We start from the raw sequence: 17135 nt of genomic DNA on the forward strand, positions 1-17135 counted from the left end.
ACTTGATTAAGCGAACAGTTAAGAATATTGCCGATATGGTTAAAGGCACACTGACAAATCCGCAATATGAACAAACAATCATTCATGGAGTGGCAACTGATACAAGAAAACTGGAGCAACATCAGCTTTTTATCCCGCTGAAAGGGGAACGTTTTGACGGTCACACTTTTGTGCCGCGGGCTTTTGAAGCCGGTGTAGCAGCCGTTCTGTGGGATCGGTCTGAACCAAATCCGCCTGAGAATCATGCGGTTATTTTAGTAGACGATACTCTTCTAGCTCTTCAGCAGCTTGCGAAAGCTTATTTGCAAGAGCTTGGCGCCCGTGTCATCGGGGTAACTGGAAGCAATGGCAAAACGACAACAAAAGATATGATCCACGCCGTCCTGGGAACCCGGTACCGTGTCCATAAAACAGGAGGGAATTTCAATAATCACATCGGCCTGCCGCTGACTGTTTTAGCCATGCCTGAAGATACAGAAATCGCTGTATTGGAGATGGGAATGAGCGCCAAAGGAGAAATTGACCTTTTGAGCCGTCTGGCAAACCCGGATGCGGCAGTAATTACGAATATCGGTGAATCCCACATGCAAGACCTTGGCTCAAGAGAAGGCATTGCGGAGGCGAAACTGGAAATCATTAACGGGCTGAAAGAAGACGGCGTGCTGATTTATATCGGAGACGAACCGCTCCTTCAACAAGCATACAGCTGCCAAACGAAAACGTACGGAACTGGTGCGCAAAATGATTACCAGCTTCAGGATATCAGCCAGAGTGAAGCAGGAACCCATTTTACAATTAAAGGAATGAAAAAAACGTTTTTTATTCCGATACTCGGCAAGCACAATGTCATGAACGCCATGGCTGCGATTGCAGCAGGAGCTTATTTCGGCATCACACTTGAGGATGCGGCAAAAGGGCTGAGCGGACTAAAGGTAACTGGCATGAGACTTGAGCTCATCAAAGCAGACAGTGGGGTTTCGATTATCAATGACGCTTATAATGCGAGCCCGACATCCATGAAGGCTGCCATTCAATTGACAGAAAGCCTTGACGGCTACGGGAAAAAAATGCTCGTGCTCGGCGATATGCTTGAACTCGGCGATCTTGAAGAAACATTTCATAAAGAGTGCGGCGCTGTGATCAGCCCTGAGAAAATCGATCGCGTCTTTACGTACGGAAAACTGGGAGCGTTTATCGCGGAGGGCGCGTTGAAACATTTTGAAAAAGACCGCGTCAGTCATTACACTGAGAAAAAAGATCTCCTCCAAGCGGTGAAGGAAAGCGCGTCTAAGGGAGATTTGATTTTATTCAAAGCGTCCAGAGGTATGAAGCTTGAAGAAATCGTTAAAGATTTAATAGAGAGCCCGCTTTTATAAGAAAAAAATCCTGCGGAAAAACGCATATTGCGTCATAAAATAATATGATGTGCAAACACTAATGTATGCCGGCATGAAATTATGTATGTCTGGCAGGCTGCGGCTATGATACAATATATACAGGTTATTTCGCAATGCGAACATATTCGTCCGGACTTTCATCCGCTGACCCGAAGTTCTCCGCCGGACTTTTGAGAGCGGATGAGCCAGCCGGCATATTCGAGAAGCCGATCTGCTTCTCATCTTATTGAAAAACAAATAGTGTAATGGTAATATAAAATATAAAGTAATTCGGGCTTTGTATACGTATGGATCCTGTCCTTTCTGTCTAAAGGGCAGTTTTTAAGTGGTAAACCACGACATTACTGAAACAGCAATTAGAAGGAGTTTGAATAATTTGACTATAACGTTTCAAGATTTTAATTTAAGTTCTGATCTCATGAAGGCAATCAATCGTATGGGATTTGAAGAAGCAACACCAATTCAGGCACAAACGATACCGCTCGGACTTTCAAATAAAGATGTCATTGGACAAGCGCAAACAGGTACAGGTAAAACAGCTGCGTTTGGTATACCCCTTGTTGAAAAAATTAACCACGAGTCTCCTAATATTCAAGCAATCGTAATCGCACCAACCCGTGAATTAGCCATTCAAGTATCTGAAGAATTATATAAAATCGGACAAGATAAGCGTGCGAAGGTGCTTCCTATTTACGGCGGTCAGGATATTGGACGGCAAATCCGAGCATTAAAGAAAAATCCGCATATTATTGTGGGAACACCTGGACGTCTTCTTGACCACATCAACCGCCGCACAATTCGTTTAAACAATGTAAACACTGTTGTAATGGATGAAGCGGATGAAATGCTCAACATGGGATTCATTGACGACATTGAATCTATTCTTTCAAACGTGCCGAGCGAGCATCAGACACTTTTGTTCTCTGCGACAATGCCAGCGCCGATCAAACGCATTGCAGAGCGATTCATGACTGAGCCGGAACACGTAAAAGTAAAAGCGAAAGAAATGACAGTTTCTAACATTCAGCAGTTCTATTTAGAAGTGCAAGAGCGTAAAAAATTCGATACATTGACTCGTCTTCTTGACATTCAGTCTCCTGAGCTTGCGATCGTATTCGGACGTACAAAACGCCGTGTCGATGAGCTGGCTGAAGCTCTGAACCTTCGCGGATATGCGGCTGAAGGAATTCATGGTGACTTAACGCAGGCGAAACGTATGGTTGCGCTTCGCAAATTTAAAGAAGGTGCAATCGAAGTTCTTGTCGCAACTGATGTTGCCGCTCGCGGACTTGATATCTCAGGTGTAACACACGTATACAACTTTGACGTACCTCAAGATCCTGAAAGCTACGTTCACCGTATCGGAAGAACAGGCCGTGCAGGAAAAACAGGTATGGCAATGACGTTCATCACACCGCGTGAGAAAAGCATGCTTCGCGCAATTGAACAAACAACAAAACGCAAAATGGACCACATGAAGGAGCCTACACTTGATGAAGCGTTAGAAGGCCAGCAGCAGGTTACTGTTGAACGTCTTCGCACGGCTATCAGTGAAAACAACCTGAACTTCTACATGACAGCGGCAGCTGAGCTGCTTAAAGATCATGATGCAGTAACAGTGGTTGCGGCGGCTATCAAAATGTCTACAAAAGAGCCGGATGCTACACCGGTTCGCTTGACGGACGAAGCGCCAATGGTCAGCAAACGCTACAAAAACCAGCGTTCTTCTAAAAGAAGAGACGGACAAGGCGGCGGCTACCGCGGCGGCGGAAAAGGGAAAAGCAGCAACAACAACCGTTCTTCCTATGACAAAAAGCGTTCAAACGATCGCCGTTCTTCAGGTGACAGACGCCAGAAAAAATCATACTAATACGATTAATTAAAGCCCAAAACATGACGTTTTGGGCTTTTTTATGTTTACGATTGGTTATTCAGCAAACTTGCAGCTGACGAATGCTGTTTTTCTATGTATGCTTAAAAATGAAACCATTTCTATATAAGAGACGTATAGGTAACCAACGAAAAAAGGGAGGTAGGTAATTTGAGAGACCAGCCAAAAAACCAAATCAGTCCAGACGGATTAAAGGTTTGGCGACTTCAAGAAATCATCATATCCGCTGTCTGCTTGCTTATCATCATAGCGGCTGCAGTGTTAAGCTATTATTTTCACTGGCCATACTGGATCAGCGGCGGGCTCGGAGCGGTTTGGCTGCTGGGTTCGATTGTGACGGTTTTTATCGTTCCGAAGATCCGTCATAAAGTGTGGCGCTATGAAGTCCATGAACATGAAATAGATATTCGGTCAGGCATTTTTGTGGTGACGCGTGTGATTGTCCCGATGGTCAGGGTACAGCACGTCGATACATCGCAGGGACCGATATTGAAAAAGTACAATCTGGCAACGGTGAAAATTTCCACGGCCGCGACCGTTCACTCAATTCCTGCTTTGGAGATGGAGGAAGCGGATCGGCTGAGAGACTCCATTTCTCGCCTGGCAAGGGTGACTGACGATGATGTCTGAACCGAAACGCCTGCACCCGGCGGCAGTTATTTTGAATTTATGCCATACCATCATTCAAACGATAAAAAATATCATTCTGCCATTCTTTTTTGTGTATATCGTCAATTCGAACAATACTGTCCGTTTTTACGGAGCTATTGCGCTTGGTATACTGTTTATCTGGCTAATAATAGCAAGCATCATCAATTGGAGAAGGTTTACCTATCGAATTGAAGATGATGAATTTAGAATCGAAGAAGGTTTGTTTGTTACGAAAAAGCGATACATATCGATCGAGCGTATTCAAACAATGAATACGAGCGCAGGAGTGGTCCAGCAAATCTTTAAGCTTGTGAAGCTGCAAATTGAAACAGCAGGCGGAGGCAAGGAAGCGGAAGCTGTACTTTCTGCTATTTCTGTTGAAGAAGCCGAACGCATCAAGGAAGCCGTCTTTAAGCGGAAAGCCCAAAAGCACAAAAGCGAACAAGATGAAGAATCACCTGAAGCTGAGCAGGAGTTCATTCCGGCTGTTGAGCAGCAAGAACATTATCGGATGAACGTAAAAGAGCTGCTTATGGCCGCTTCCACGTCCGGCGGAATCGGAGTGATAATCTCTGCTGTATTTGCGCTTTTTACACAGCTTGACGAAGTACTGCCGATGGATTGGTTTTTCGATAAATTTTCCTTTCTTCATCACGCAAGCATCGGCATTTACGCTGTCCTTATTTTTATTGGTTTATTGATCGCCTGGGTGTTCAGCATCGCCGGTATGATGTTTAAATACGCGAATTTTCAAATCATAAAAAAAGAGCAGGAATTGGTGATTTCAAGAGGGATTATTGAAAAACACCAAGTCACCGTTCCGCTTCGAAAAATACAAGCCATTAAAATAAAAGAAAACATCATACGCCAGCTTTTCGGCTTTGTGACGGTATCTATCGTCAGCGCGGGAGGAGGCGACAGAGAAAAAGAAGAAGGCGCATTGACTATTCTTTTTCCGTTGATTCATAAGAAAAAGCTTCCTCACATGCTCCGGACGTTTACACCGGAATATACGCTGGAAGAAACCGTCTGTCGTCTGCCGCGCCGCGCGTTGAAACGATATCTGTTCCGTTCCGTCATTTTTTCACTCTTTTTGATCATTCCAATATGCATCTTCTTTCAGCCATGGGGTTATCTGACGATTATCTTACTTCCGATTGAATTGATCCTCGGCTACCTCGCGTATAAAGATGCATCATGGACGATCAGTGGAGACCGCTTTCAATTGACGTCCAGATTTATCAGCAGAACAACCGCCATTGTGTTAAAAAGACGAATGCAGGTTTGTAAGTTCAGCCAATCCTATTTTCAAAAGAAGGGCCGCTTGTACACCATTTCGACCTCGGCAAAATCATCGAGCCATATGGAAGAGTTAACGGTGAGGGATATAGGGGAAGAGGATGCAGACTTCATTTTAAACTGGTACTCATATGAAAGAGCGGACGATTAAAACCGCCGCTCAAGCGTATTGACAACCCCTTGCATTCGTTGTCAGTCCTGCGCGTTGGTGCTCGCGAATTACCATTCGCTCTGCTCCGCTCGTCCTTCCTAGACTGCAAGGATTTTCAATCACGCTGAAAAGATGACAACATCCTAAAATGAAAACCGTTCTAGGATGTTGTCAACAATCTGAAGCGACGGTTAAAACCGCCGCTCTTTTTTTTGCACACATAAAAACGAGAGGAGAAATCCGCCGCAAAGTCCAAACAGATGGGCCGTCATGTTAATATTGGAGTTGATAAACGACATGAGCACGGCAAATGCGAGCAGTGTGAGAATCATTTTAGAATGCTCCTGACCGATCAGCTCTTTGCGAAAAAGAACCATAAACAAATACACCCCGAACAGTCCGAAAATCGCGCCTGAAGCCCCGACATGCACGTAATCAAGCGGCTCTGCGACATATGTGCCGATGTTGCCGATGATGCCGGAGCCGGCGTACACAAGCAGGAAACGCGCTTTTCCCAGCATACGTTCCAAAGCCGGGGCAAATAAAAAGATGGACATGGAATTAAACAGCAGATGGGTAAAACCGGCGTGCAGCAAAACTGGGGTGATCAGCCGCCACCATTCACCGTTTGCGACGCCTAGATTATAGCCTGTGACTGCATCTCTCCATAACGCAACTGAATGGACAGGAAGTGAAAAAAGTAGCCAGAGAACGGCTTGTAAGGCCAATATAAAGGTGACAATGGGATAAAGTCTGATAAACGTTTGTACATTTTCCGTCCGTATAAACATTCCGAGCCCCTTTTCTTATTTTGATATTTCTATCGTAACACGTTTATGAGACAAACCATTCGAATAGTACATACGCAAAGGAGGTTATTATACATGATTTATGGCATTGGAATAGACATCATCGAGCTTAATCGAGTCGCTTCGATGGCCGGCCGCCAGAAAAGGTTTGCAGAGCGTGTGTTGATGCAGAGCGAGCTGGACCAATACCAAGGGCTTTCAGAGAGCAGAAAAATCGAATTTCTCGCGGGCAGATTTGCGGCAAAGGAAGCATTCTCGAAAGCGTATGGCACTGGTATAGGGAAGCGGCTCAGTTTTCAAGACATTGAAATTAAGAAAGATCCTAATGGCAAGCCTTATATCACTTGTGCGAAGCTGAGCCAAGCCGCTGTCCACGTATCGATCACTCATACAAAAGAATATGCAGCCGCGCAGGTTATCATTGAAAGGTTGTCAAGCTAGTCTGCATATTAGGGAAACCCCACTCATATATTTGATAGTGCATTAAGGGAGACAAGTTGTTTGAGGCTTTTATGGTACGCATTCGTTCTGTCTAACGTGTACCGAGCGTACCGTTAAAGCCAAACAAGCGATTTCTTCCTTTTACATCAATTGAGAAAAAGGGGTTGAAAAAGGTGAGAAAAAGCTTTGTTTTGCTTTTAACGGGACTGCTTGCTGTCCTTATTCTTTCTGCCTGCGGGCAAAAAACACAGCAAGATATTGTGACCGGTTTAGATGAAAAGGCGAAAGAATACACCTCGTACAAAGCAAAAGCGAAAATGACCATCGAGACAGGGAGTGAGCCTCAAGTATACAATGTGGAAATCTGGCACAAAAAGCCATCTCTGTACAGGGTTTATTTAGAAAATTCCAAAAAGGACCAAAATCAAGTCATTTTACGAAACGAAAACGGAGTATTTGTTCTCACGCCGTCTTTAAATAAGAGCTTCAGGTTTCAAAGCGACTGGCCGAACAACAGCAGCCAGATCTACCTGTTTGAATCGCTCGTAAAGGATGTTCAAAACGATTCGGATGCGGTCTTTACTGCGAAAGAAAAGAAATACGTATTCGAAACAAAAACGAACTATCAGCATAATAAAATGCTGCCAACACAAGAAATCACATTTAACAAAAAAGATATGAGCCCATCCTCTGTCAAAGTCATGGATACTGACCGGAAAGTCATGGTAAAAGTAGAATTCAGCAGTTTCGAATTTAATAAACAATTTGACAAAGAATCATTTGATGAAAAGAAAAATATGACTCTTTCCCAAATGGATGTCGCTACAAGTGCGAAGCCATCCGAGACATTCGCGGTCAAAACACCTCTTGAACTGCCGCTTGGCGTAAAACTTCTTGAAGAAAAAGATATTTCTACTGAGGATGGAAAGCGGATCATCATGACTTTCGGAGGAGAAAAATCATTTACCTTAATTCAGGAAAAAGCCCAAATTGCCAAAGCTTCTTCCTCAATCACAATGAACGGCGAGCCGGTAAACCTTGGCTACACTATCGGCGCCTTGTCGGATGCTTCATTATCATGGACATATGCCGGCGTAGATTACCTTCTCTCCTCTGAAAACCTTTCGAAAGAGGAAATGGTGACAGTCGCGAAAAGCATGCAAGGTCAATCATCTAAATAAAAGCTGAAGGCCAAACACTTGGCCTTTTTTTCGTTTGGCATCGTTTCCCTTTGCCCTTTAATTTTAGTATGATATGTAAATAATAATGAATAAAAGCTAGGAAGTGTCATAATGAGCACAAAACCTTTTTACAGAGATACGTGGGCGGAAATCGACTTGTCCGCGATAAAGGAAAATGTCAGTAATATGAAAAAACATATCGGCGAACATGTCCATCTGATGGCAGTTGTAAAAGCGAACGCCTATGGGCATGGTGACGCAGAAACAGCGCAGGCGGCTCTTGACGCAGGTGCTTCATGCTTGGCCGTAGCCATTCTCGATGAAGCGATTTCATTACGTAAGAAAGGTCTGAAGGCACCTATATTGGTGCTTGGAGCGGTTCCTCCGCAATATGCGGAAATTGCGGCCCAATATGACGTGACATTAACAGGTTATTCTGTTGAATGGCTTCAGGAGGCTGCCCGCCACTTGAAAAAGGACTCTCTTCGTTTTCATTTGAAGGTCGATACGGGGATGAACAGGCTTGGGGTAAAAACTGAAGAAGAAGTTCGTCACGTGATGGCGGTTCTTGACCGCAATCCCCGTTTAAAATGCAAAGGGGTATTTACTCATTTTGCGACAGCGGATGAAAAAGAAAGAGACTATTTTTTCATGCAATTTGAGCGTTTTAAAGAACTGATTGCTCCGCTCCCGCTAAAGAAAATGATGGTGCACTGCGCGAACAGCGCCGCCGGCCTCCGTCTGAAAAAAGGCTTTTTCAATGCAGTCCGCTTCGGTATCGGCATGTACGGCCTCCGTCCGTCGGCCGACATTACAGATGAAATACCGTTTGTGCTGCGTCCCGCATTTACCCTGCATTCAACGCTGTCTCATGTCAAATTGATCAAAAAAGGCGAAAGCGTCAGCTATGGAGCGGAATACACAGCGGAAAAAGACACATGGATCGGGACGGTGCCTGTCGGATATGCGGACGGATGGCTTAGAAAATTGCAAGGAACCGAGATTCTTGTGAAGGGAAAACGTTTGAGAATCGCCGGGCGAATTTGCATGGACCAGTTTATGGTGGAACTGGATCAGGAATATCCGCCAGGCACAAAAGTCACGTTGATTGGCAGGCAGGCAAATGAATATATTTCCATGGATGAAATTGCAGACAGGCTTGAAACCATCAACTACGAGGTGTCTTGTACAATAAGTTCCCGTGTTCCCCGTATGTTTTTGGAAAATGAGAGTATAATGGAAGTGAGAAATCCTTTATTGCAGGAAAATGCAAGCAAATAGCTCACCCCAATGAAGAATTCATAAAACAGCTTTGCTTGATGAGTGAATAATGGTATCATTATCACTGGATGGATAAAGAGTCGTATCCGTAAGTTTGGTGGAGGTGTATGTTTTTTGTCTGAATCCAGCGCAAGAACCGAAATGAAAATCAGCCTGCCTGAAAACCTAGTAGCTGAATTGGATGGTGTAGCGATGCGGGAGAAACGAAGCAGAAATGAACTGATATCACAAGCAGTGAGAGCGTATGTCAGCGAACGAACAACTCGTCACAATCGTGATTTGATGAGACGCGGCTATATGGAAATGGCGAAAATCAACCTGAATATTTCTTCTGAGGCTCACTTTGCGGAGTGCGAGGCTGAAACGACAGTTGAGCGCTTAGTCAGCGGAGGATAATCATTTGATTGTGAAACGCGGCGATGTTTATTTTGCTGATTTATCTCCTGTTGTTGGCTCAGAACAAGGCGGAGTGCGCCCGGTTTTAGTGATCCAAAATGACATCGGAAATCGCTTCAGCCCAACTGCTATTGTTGCAGCCATAACAGCCCAAATACAGAAAGCGAAATTACCAACCCACGTCGAAATCGATGCAAAACGCTACGGTTTTGAAAGAGACTCCGTTATTTTGCTGGAGCAAATTCGGACGATTGACAAGCAAAGATTAACGGATAAGATTACTCATCTGGATGATGAAATGATGGATAAGGTTGATGAAGCCTTACAAATCAGTCTGGCACTCATTGATTTTTAGACATATGTACAGGTTGCTCAAATAGAGCAACTTTTTTTGTTTTCAAAAAACATAAGCGATATAATAGTGGAATAACGAAAAAAATATGTTGTTTTTTATCGGGAGGTAAGCGAATTTGATGTCGAATCAGACTGTATACCAGTTCATTGCCGAGAATCAAAATGAACTGCTCCAACTTTGGACTGACACACTAAAAGAATTAAGCGAGCAAGAATCATATCAGCTGACTGACCAAGTGTATGAAAATATATCTAAAGAGTATATCGACATTCTGCTTTCATCTGTTAAGGATGACAGCACTGCTGAAGACCAAATCAGCGAACTGGCGCTGAGAGCCGTTCAAATCGGACTTTCTTTGAAGTTTCTGGCTACGGCGCTGACTGAATTTTGGAAGCGTCTCTATATGAAAATGAATGATAAGAGATTGCCAGATCAAGAAAGTACGGAATTAATTTGGCGAATGGAGCGCTTTTTCAGCCCGATTAATACAGAAATCTTAAATCAATACTCAATCTCATGGGAAAAAACAGTATCACTGCAAAAAATCGCGCTCCAGGAGCTATCGGCGCCGCTCATCCCGGTATTTGAAAATATCACCGTAATGCCGCTTGTCGGAACCATTGATACCGAACGCGCAAAGCGCATTATGGAAAACCTGCTTAACGGCGTCGTCAAACACCGTTCCCAAGTTGTGCTGATTGACATTACAGGTGTCCCTGTCGTCGATACGATGGTTGCCCATCATATTATTCAGGCATCTGAAGCGGTAAGGCTTGTCGGAGCAAAATGCCTGCTCGCTGGAATCCGTCCGGAAATTGCTCAAACCATCGTTAATCTGGGCATTGATTTATCTCAAGTTATAACTAAGAATACCCTGCAAAAAGGAATTCAAACAGCTTTGGAAATGACAGATCGAAAAATCGTTTCATTGGGGGAATAACATTTTGAGACATCCGAAAATCCCGATCTTGAAACTGTATAATTGCTTATTAGTGTCCATTCAATGGGAACTAGATGACCAAACTGCATTAACCTTTCAAGAAGACTTATTAAATAAAATATACGAAACAGGTGCTAACGGAGTTGTGATTGACCTGACTTCTGTCGACATGATTGATTCTTTTATCGCTAAAGTGCTTGGCGATGTAATCACGATGTCTAAATTAATGGGCGCAAAAGTGGTTTTGACAGGAATACAGCCTGCTGTAGCAGTGACGCTGATTGAACTCGGAATCGCACTTGAGGAAATTGAAACTGCGCTCGACTTAGAGCAAGGGCTTGATACATTGAAGCGGGAATTGGGGGAATAGCGAATGAACGACCAATCCTGTGTGAAAATCATGACAGAATGGGATATCGTGGCTGCTAGACAACTGGGGCGAAACGTTGCCAAAGAACTGGGTTTCGGCACGGTAGACCAGGCTAGGATTACGACGGCTATTTCAGAATTAGCCAGGAACATTTATTTATATGCCGGCAAAGGCCAGATCGGAATTGAACAAGTCTTAGACAGAGGAAAAAAGGGTTTAAAAATCATAGCGGAAGACCAAGGGCCGGGAATTCCTGATATCCGCAAAGTCATGGAAGACGGATTTTCAACGTCTGGCGGACTCGGAGCGGGACTTCCCGGCGTGAAAAGGCTGATGGATGAATTCAGTTTAAATTCCGTAGCGGGGGAAGGAACAGAGATACAAGCCATTAAGTGGCTTCGGTAGGAGGTTAGAAAGTGGATTTCAGGGAGGTTATTGAGCAGCGGTATCATCAGCTGCTTAGCCGATATATCGCCGAATTAACAGAAACATCTTTATATCAAGCCCAAAAATTCAGCCGAAAAACAATCGAGCATCAAATTCCTCCGGAAGAAATCATCAGTATTCACAGAAAAGTGCTGAAGGAGCTGTATCCAAGTCTCCCGGAAGATGTTTTTCATTCGCTGGATTTTTTAATAGAAGTCATGATTGGATATGGAATGGCTTATCAGGAGCATCAAACACTAAGGGGAATACAGCAGGAAATCAAATCAGAAATTGAAATCGCGGCCAATGTCCAGCAGACTCTGCTCGGAACAAAGATCCCGATGGAAGAAGCGCTGGATATCGGGGCCATCAGTGTGCCTGCTAAACAGATGAGCGGTGATTATTACCATTTTGTAAAAGACAAGGAATCGATTAATATCGCAATCGCGGACGTGATCGGAAAAGGCATTCCGGCTGCTCTTTGTATGTCCATGATTAAATATGCGATGGATTCTTTACCGGAAACGGGCATACACCCTTCTCAGGTGTTGAAAAACTTAAACCGAGTTGTTGAACAAAACGTTGATGCGAGTATGTTTATTACGATGTTTTATGCAAATTACAATATGGATAAACATCAAATTACATATGCTTCAGCGGGACATGAACCGGGATTTTACTATTCTCAAAAAGACAACACGTTTTACGATTTAGAAGCCAAAGGACTTGTTCTCGGCATTTCGCAGGATTATGACTACAAACAATTCGATCAGCACCTCGAAACGGGCGATATGATTGTCTTATTTTCTGACGGTGTCACAGAATGCAGAACGGAAAACGGTTTCTTGGAGCGTCCTGATCTGCAGAAGCTTATTGAGGAACATATGTGTTCTTCCGCGCAGGAAATGGTCAAAAACATTTATGACAGCCTCCTCAAATTGCAGGATTTTCAGCTTCATGATGATTTTACGTTAATTGTTTTGCGAAGAAAGGTTTAGCATCAATCAGCCGAGGGTATAAGACAATTAATGATTTGAAGGATAATTTGAGGTGATATGCATGAATATAAATGTTGATGTAAAGCAAAGTCAGAATGATACGCAAGTAAATATTGCAGGAGAAATAGATGTATATTCAGCTCCGGTGCTCAGAGAGAAACTCGTTCCTCTGGCAGAACAAGGCGCTGATTTAAGAATTTGCCTGAAAGATGTCAGCTACATGGACAGTACCGGACTCGGCGTTTTTGTAGGCGTCTTTAAAACAGTCAAGAAACAAGGCGGTTCGCTGAAACTTGAAAATCTTTCTGATCGGTTGATCCGTCTGTTTGAGATTACAGGCTTAAAGGACATTATTGATATTTCTGCAAAGTCAGAAGGTGGAGTACAATGAAGAATAACGCTGATTACATCGAAATGAAAGTGCCGGCCCAGCCTGAATATGTAGGAATTATCAGGCTGACACTGTCAGGCATCGCGAGCAGAATGGGTTATACGTACGATGAAATTGAAGATCTCAAAATCGCAGTCAGTGAAGCGTGTACAAATGCGGTTCAACACGCTTACAAAGAAGATAAAAGCGGAGAAGTGTCAATCCGATTCGGTGTGTTTGAAGACCGTTTAGAGGTCATTGTGGCAGATGAAGGAGACAGCTTTGATTTTGATCAAAAGCAGCAAGATTTAGGGCCGTACACTCCTTCTCACACAGTTGATCAATTATCAGAAGGAGGGCTCGGTCTATATTTAATGGAAACGCTCATGGATGAAGTCAGAGTGCAAAACAACTCCGGCGTCACCGTAGCGATGACAAAGTATTTAAATGGGGAGCGAGTTGATCATGACACAACCATCAAAAACTACGAAACTAACTAAAGATGAAGTCGATCGGCTCATAAGCGATTACCAAACAAATCAAGATGAACAGGCGCAAGAAACGCTTGTGCAAGTATATACAAATTTGGTTGATATGCTTGCGAAAAAATATTCAAAGGGCAAAAGCTTCCATGAGGATCTCCGCCAGGTCGGCATGATCGGTCTGCTCGGTGCCATTAAGCGATACGATCCCGTCGTCGGCAAATCGTTTGAGGCTTTTGCCATTCCGACAATTATCGGGGAAATTAAACGTTTCCTTAGAGACAAAACGTGGAGTGTTCACGTGCCGAGACGGATTAAAGAGCTGGGTCCAAGAATCAAAATGGCGGTTGATCAGCTGACAACTGAAACACAAAGGTCTCCGAAAGTAGAAGAGATTGCTGAATTCCTCGATGTTTCAGAAGAAGAGGTTCTTGAGACGATGGAAATGGGTAAAAGCTATCAAGCATTATCCGTTGACCACAGCATTGAAGCGGATGCGGATGGAAGCACTGTCACGATTCTTGATATCGTCGGATCTCAGGAGGACGGATATGAGCGGGTCAACCAGCAAATGATGCTGCAAAGCGTGCTTCACGTCCTCTCAGACCGCGAAAAACAAATTATTGATCTAACGTATATTCAAAACAAAAGCCAAAAAGAAACTGGGGACATTCTCGGTATATCTCAAATGCACGTCTCGCGTCTGCAGCGAAAAGCTGTGAAGAAGCTCAGAGAGGCCTTGATTGAAGATCCCTCGATGGAGTTAATGTAATGATTCAGGTTGAAGAAAACGAGCACATTCAAACACTTGTATACCAACTGAATAAAGAAGGAAAATCAATCTGCGGCGACAGCTTTTTTATGAAAGCTGATGATAAGGAGTTAATTTGTGCGGTAGCTGACGGACTTGGAAGCGGATCGCTTGCCAACGAATCTTCTGCAGCCATCAAAGACTTAGTGGAAGATTATGCGAATGAAGACGTACAAAGCATTATCGAACGCTGTAATCAGGCGATGAAAAACAAAAGAGGCGCTACAGCATCTATTCTGAAGATTAATTTTGAACAAAGACAGTTTACGTACTGCTCTGTCGGAAACGTACGGTTTATTCTGCATTCTCCATCTGGTGACAGCTTTTATCCTCTGCCGATATCTGGCTATTTATCAGGCAAGCCGCAAAAATACAAAACGCACACCGCCACTTATGAAAAGGGTTCAAAGTTCATTATACATACAGATGGGCTTGACGTACCCGACATCCGCTCCCACTTGAAAAAAGGCCAGTCGGTAGAAGATATATCGAATTCGCTGAAAATGTATACGACATCAAGAAAAGATGATCTGACCTATATTCTTGGGCAACTGTCCTAGGAGAACAGAAAATGAGAAGCCGGAACGTCGGCTTCTTTTTTTTCGATTGGCCATCAAACAGACATATGAGCATAAAAACCGGCAGCGCTGACTGTCTTTTTTTATGTGTTTTTTTCGGTTTTTGATACACTAGAGAAAGAACGACAAAATTGGAGGCTTTGGTTACATGGAAACGTCAGCCCTTTTAAAACAGCAAATTGCGAAAGAAATAGGATTATCACAAAAACATGTTGAAAGTGTCATCCATCTGCTTGAGGACGGCAACACAGTTCCATTTATCGCCCGATACCGTAAAGAGCAGACGGGTTCAATGGATGAGGTTCAGATTCAGACGATTTCTGAACGCTGGCAATACATACAACACCTGACTCAGCGAAAAGAAGAGGTCATCAGACTCATTGCAGAGCAGGATAAACTGACAGATGACGTAAAACGAAAAATTGAGCAGTCGGTGAAGCTTCAGGAAGTCGAAGACCTTTACCGCCCGTATAAACAAAAACGAAAAACGAAGGCAACAGTCGCGAAAAGCAAAGGCCTCGAACCGCTTGCTGACTATATCCTGACGCTTCCGCAGGATGACCGTCTCTCAGAAACGGCAGACCGATACATCAGTGAAGAAAAAGAAGTATTCACACGAGAGGAAGCAATTGAAGGCGCCAAGCATATTATTGCAGAACAAATCTCAGACGAGCCGAGTTTCAGAAAGTGGATTCGCCAGGAAACCTTTAAAAAAGGAATCATGAAGTCTGCAGCCGGAAAATCGGCAGACACCGACGAGAAAAATGTATATGAAATGTATTATGAGTATGAAGAGCCAATCGCAAAAGTCGTTCCGCACAGAGTGCTGGCGATGAATCGCGGTGAAAAAGAAGACATTTTAAAGGTGTCTATCGAACCGCCAGCGGACCAGATTAAGGCGTATTTAGAAAATCAAATCATCAAAAACCGCTCAACGTCTGTAAAAGAAATCTTGCAGGAAACGATTGAAGACAGCTATAAAAGACTGATTCAGCCGGCAGTCGAACGTGAAATCAGGAAAGAGCTGTCAGAAAAAGCGGATGAGCAGGCGATTCATATTTTCTCCGAAAACTTAAGAAAACTTCTTCTTCAGCCGCCGATGAAAGGCAAAACCGTTCTCGGTGTTGACCCAGCCTTCCGAACTGGATGCAAGCTCGCTGTGTCTGATGAGACCGGAAAAGTTTTGGAGATTGATGTCATCTATCCGCATGCGCCAGTCAACAAAACAAAAGAAGCTCATGAAAAAGTGAAAAAGATTCTTGAGCAGCATCAAGTCGAGATGGTGGCAATCGGAAACGGGACGGCATCCAGAGAAACGGAGCAGTTCATTGTCAATGTACTGAAGGACATGCCCCGCAAAATTTATTATGTGATCGTCAATGAAGCAGGAGCAAGCGTGTATTCAGCTTCTGAGCTTGCCAGAGAAGAATTTCCAAAGCTTCAGGTTGAAGAGCGCAGTGCTGTATCTATCGCGCGAAGACTTCAAGACCCGCTTGCTGAACTCGTGAAAATCGATCCGAAATCTGTTGGCGTCGGACAGTATCAGCATGACGTCAGTCAAAAACGATTAAATGAATCTCTGCGGTTCGTTGTTGAAACGGTCGTAAACAAAGTGGGAGTAAACGTCAACACAGCATCAGCCGCGCTGCTTCAATATGTAGCGGGATTATCAAAGTCTGTTGCAGGCAATGTTGTCAAAAAACGCGATGAAATCGGAAAGTTCTCCAATCGAAAAGAACTAAAGGATATTCCAAGGCTCGGTGCAAAAACCTATGAACAATGTATTGGCTTCTTAAGGGTACAGGAAGGGACAGAGCCTTTGGACAGAACGGGCATCCACCCGGAAAGCTATAAAGAAACGAAAGCGTTATTGAAAAAGCTCAGCCTTTCAACAGAACAAATCGGTACAGCGGAATTGAAGGATAAAATCAATCAGCTCGCGCTTTCTGAAACGGCACAAGAGCTGGGAATCGGAGAAATCACTCTGAAAGACATTTGTGAACAGCTGACAAGGCCGGAACGCGATCCCCGCGATGAGGTGCCAAAGCCTTTGCTGAAAACAGACGTCCTTCAACTGGAAGATTTGAAAGAGGGAATGGAGCTCCAAGGCACCGTACGCAATGTAGTGGACTTCGGAGCGTTTGTTGATATCGGAGTCAAACAAGACGGATTAGTGCATATCTCCAAACTCAGCAATCAATTCGTCAAGCATCCTCTTGATGTCGTATCGGTTGGCGATATTGTCACAGTTTGGGTTGACGGCGTAGATGTGCAAAAAGGCAGAGTATCGCTGTCTATGATAAAATAA

At 43.9% G+C, this 17135-nt stretch carries 19 protein-coding genes; 18 read left to right on the top strand and 1 reads right to left on the bottom strand.

Annotated features, from left to right (window positions below; all coding sequences use genetic code 11):
* Positions 1 to 2 precede the first annotated feature (2 nt).
* From BTW01_RS16550 to BTW01_RS16565, 4 genes are all read left to right on the top strand, one after another.
* Positions 3 to 1376: a UDP-N-acetylmuramoyl-tripeptide--D-alanyl-D-alanine ligase gene (locus BTW01_RS16550; protein WP_162104088.1), complete on the top strand. Its 1374-nt coding sequence runs from the start codon at positions 3 to 5 to the stop codon at positions 1374 to 1376.
* 397 nt (positions 1377 to 1773) lie between these two features.
* Positions 1774 to 3267: a degradosome RNA helicase CshA gene (gene cshA / locus BTW01_RS16555; RefSeq protein WP_162104089.1), complete on the top strand. Its 1494-nt coding sequence runs from the start codon at positions 1774 to 1776 to the stop codon at positions 3265 to 3267.
* Positions 3268 to 3438: 171 nt separating this feature from the next.
* The gene (locus tag BTW01_RS16560; protein ID WP_162104090.1) at positions 3439 to 3918 is read left to right on the top strand and encodes a PH domain-containing protein; all 480 of its coding nucleotides are present in this window, start codon (positions 3439 to 3441) and stop codon (positions 3916 to 3918) included.
* The gene (locus tag BTW01_RS16565) at positions 3908 to 5389 is read left to right on the top strand and encodes a PH domain-containing protein (RefSeq protein ID WP_162104091.1); all 1482 of its coding nucleotides are present in this window, start codon (positions 3908 to 3910) and stop codon (positions 5387 to 5389) included. The genes BTW01_RS16560 and BTW01_RS16565 overlap by 11 nt, the downstream gene beginning before the upstream one ends.
* A gap of 191 nt (positions 5390 to 5580) precedes the next feature.
* Here the strand turns inward: BTW01_RS16565 and BTW01_RS16570 are convergent, their stop codons facing one another.
* Positions 5581 to 6180, bottom strand: coding sequence for a rhomboid family intramembrane serine protease (locus BTW01_RS16570; RefSeq protein WP_162104092.1), 600 nt, complete (start codon positions 6178 to 6180; stop codon positions 5581 to 5583).
* A gap of 93 nt (positions 6181 to 6273) precedes the next feature.
* Between BTW01_RS16570 and acpS the strand changes: the two genes are divergently transcribed.
* From acpS to BTW01_RS16640, 14 genes are all read left to right on the top strand, one after another.
* A complete protein-coding gene (gene acpS / locus BTW01_RS16575) occupies positions 6274 to 6639 on the top strand; it encodes a holo-ACP synthase (RefSeq protein WP_162104093.1) in 366 nt (121 codons plus the stop codon).
* A 164-nt stretch (positions 6640 to 6803) separates the two neighbouring features.
* The gene (locus BTW01_RS16580; RefSeq protein WP_162104094.1) at positions 6804 to 7820 is read left to right on the top strand and encodes a LolA family protein; all 1017 of its coding nucleotides are present in this window, start codon (positions 6804 to 6806) and stop codon (positions 7818 to 7820) included.
* A 111-nt stretch (positions 7821 to 7931) separates the two neighbouring features.
* The gene (gene alr, locus BTW01_RS16585) at positions 7932 to 9101 is read left to right on the top strand and encodes an alanine racemase (RefSeq protein WP_162104095.1); all 1170 of its coding nucleotides are present in this window, start codon (positions 7932 to 7934) and stop codon (positions 9099 to 9101) included.
* 114 nt (positions 9102 to 9215) lie between these two features.
* Positions 9216 to 9497 (top strand): type II toxin-antitoxin system antitoxin EndoAI, encoded by a 282-nt coding sequence (gene endB / locus BTW01_RS16590; RefSeq protein ID WP_003225183.1) that lies wholly within the window; start codon positions 9216 to 9218, stop codon positions 9495 to 9497.
* Between the two features lie 4 nt (positions 9498 to 9501).
* Positions 9502 to 9852, top strand: coding sequence for a type II toxin-antitoxin system endoribonuclease NdoA (gene ndoA, locus BTW01_RS16595; protein WP_003156187.1), 351 nt, complete (start codon positions 9502 to 9504; stop codon positions 9850 to 9852).
* A gap of 115 nt (positions 9853 to 9967) precedes the next feature.
* The gene (gene rsbRA / locus BTW01_RS16600; protein WP_162104096.1) at positions 9968 to 10792 is read left to right on the top strand and encodes an RsbT co-antagonist protein RsbRA; all 825 of its coding nucleotides are present in this window, start codon (positions 9968 to 9970) and stop codon (positions 10790 to 10792) included.
* 4 nt (positions 10793 to 10796) lie between these two features.
* Complete coding sequence (gene rsbS / locus BTW01_RS16605; protein ID WP_162104097.1) at positions 10797 to 11162, top strand: RsbT antagonist protein RsbS; 366 nt, start codon at positions 10797 to 10799, stop codon at positions 11160 to 11162.
* A 3-nt stretch (positions 11163 to 11165) separates the two neighbouring features.
* Complete coding sequence (gene rsbT / locus BTW01_RS16610) at positions 11166 to 11567, top strand: serine/threonine-protein kinase RsbT (RefSeq protein WP_162104098.1); 402 nt, start codon at positions 11166 to 11168, stop codon at positions 11565 to 11567.
* An 11-nt stretch (positions 11568 to 11578) separates the two neighbouring features.
* Positions 11579 to 12586 carry a phosphoserine phosphatase RsbU gene (rsbU, locus tag BTW01_RS16615; RefSeq protein ID WP_162104099.1) on the top strand — a complete coding sequence of 336 codons (1008 nt, stop codon included), beginning with the start codon at positions 11579 to 11581 and terminating at the stop codon, positions 12584 to 12586.
* 61 nt (positions 12587 to 12647) lie between these two features.
* Positions 12648 to 12977, top strand: coding sequence for an anti-sigma factor antagonist RsbV (gene rsbV / locus BTW01_RS16620; protein WP_162104100.1), 330 nt, complete (start codon positions 12648 to 12650; stop codon positions 12975 to 12977).
* The gene (gene rsbW, locus BTW01_RS16625) at positions 12974 to 13456 is read left to right on the top strand and encodes an anti-sigma B factor RsbW (protein WP_162104101.1); all 483 of its coding nucleotides are present in this window, start codon (positions 12974 to 12976) and stop codon (positions 13454 to 13456) included. The genes rsbV and rsbW overlap by 4 nt, the downstream gene beginning before the upstream one ends.
* Entirely contained in the window at positions 13422 to 14210 is a 789-nt protein-coding gene (gene sigB / locus BTW01_RS16630; RefSeq protein WP_003240361.1) for an RNA polymerase sigma factor SigB, read from the top strand. Before rsbW ends, sigB begins: the two co-directional genes overlap by 35 nt.
* Positions 14210 to 14809, top strand: a complete 600-nt coding sequence (gene rsbX, locus BTW01_RS16635) for a phosphoserine phosphatase RsbX (protein ID WP_162104102.1) — start codon at positions 14210 to 14212, stop codon at positions 14807 to 14809. Before sigB ends, rsbX begins: the two co-directional genes overlap by 1 nt.
* Before the next feature lie 166 nt (positions 14810 to 14975).
* The gene (locus BTW01_RS16640; protein WP_162104103.1) at positions 14976 to 17135 is read left to right on the top strand and encodes a Tex family protein; all 2160 of its coding nucleotides are present in this window, start codon (positions 14976 to 14978) and stop codon (positions 17133 to 17135) included.

Source organism: Bacillus sp. SKDU12, assembly GCF_010093085.1.
Taxonomy (GTDB): Bacteria; Bacillota; Bacilli; order Bacillales; family Bacillaceae; genus Bacillus; species Bacillus mexicanus.

What these genes read in the sequence shown, in the direction of transcription:
- BTW01_RS16565 (WP_162104091.1), top strand. Translation starts at nt 3,908, where the DNA reads ATGATGTCTGAACCGAAACGCCTGCACCCGGCGGCAGTTATTTTGAAT.
- BTW01_RS16570 (WP_162104092.1), bottom strand. Translation starts at nt 6,180, where the DNA reads ATGTTTATACGGACGGAAAATGTACAAACGTTTATCAGACTTTATCCC.
- acpS (WP_162104093.1), top strand. Translation starts at nt 6,274, where the DNA reads ATGATTTATGGCATTGGAATAGACATCATCGAGCTTAATCGAGTCGCT.
- alr (WP_162104095.1), top strand. Translation starts at nt 7,932, where the DNA reads ATGAGCACAAAACCTTTTTACAGAGATACGTGGGCGGAAATCGACTTG.
- rsbT (WP_162104098.1), top strand. Translation starts at nt 11,166, where the DNA reads ATGAACGACCAATCCTGTGTGAAAATCATGACAGAATGGGATATCGTG.
- rsbV (WP_162104100.1), top strand. Translation starts at nt 12,648, where the DNA reads ATGAATATAAATGTTGATGTAAAGCAAAGTCAGAATGATACGCAAGTA.
- rsbW (WP_162104101.1), top strand. Translation starts at nt 12,974, where the DNA reads ATGAAGAATAACGCTGATTACATCGAAATGAAAGTGCCGGCCCAGCCT.
- sigB (WP_003240361.1), top strand. Translation starts at nt 13,422, where the DNA reads ATGACACAACCATCAAAAACTACGAAACTAACTAAAGATGAAGTCGAT.
- rsbX (WP_162104102.1), top strand. Translation starts at nt 14,210, where the DNA reads ATGATTCAGGTTGAAGAAAACGAGCACATTCAAACACTTGTATACCAA.
- BTW01_RS16640 (WP_162104103.1), top strand. Translation starts at nt 14,976, where the DNA reads ATGGAAACGTCAGCCCTTTTAAAACAGCAAATTGCGAAAGAAATAGGA.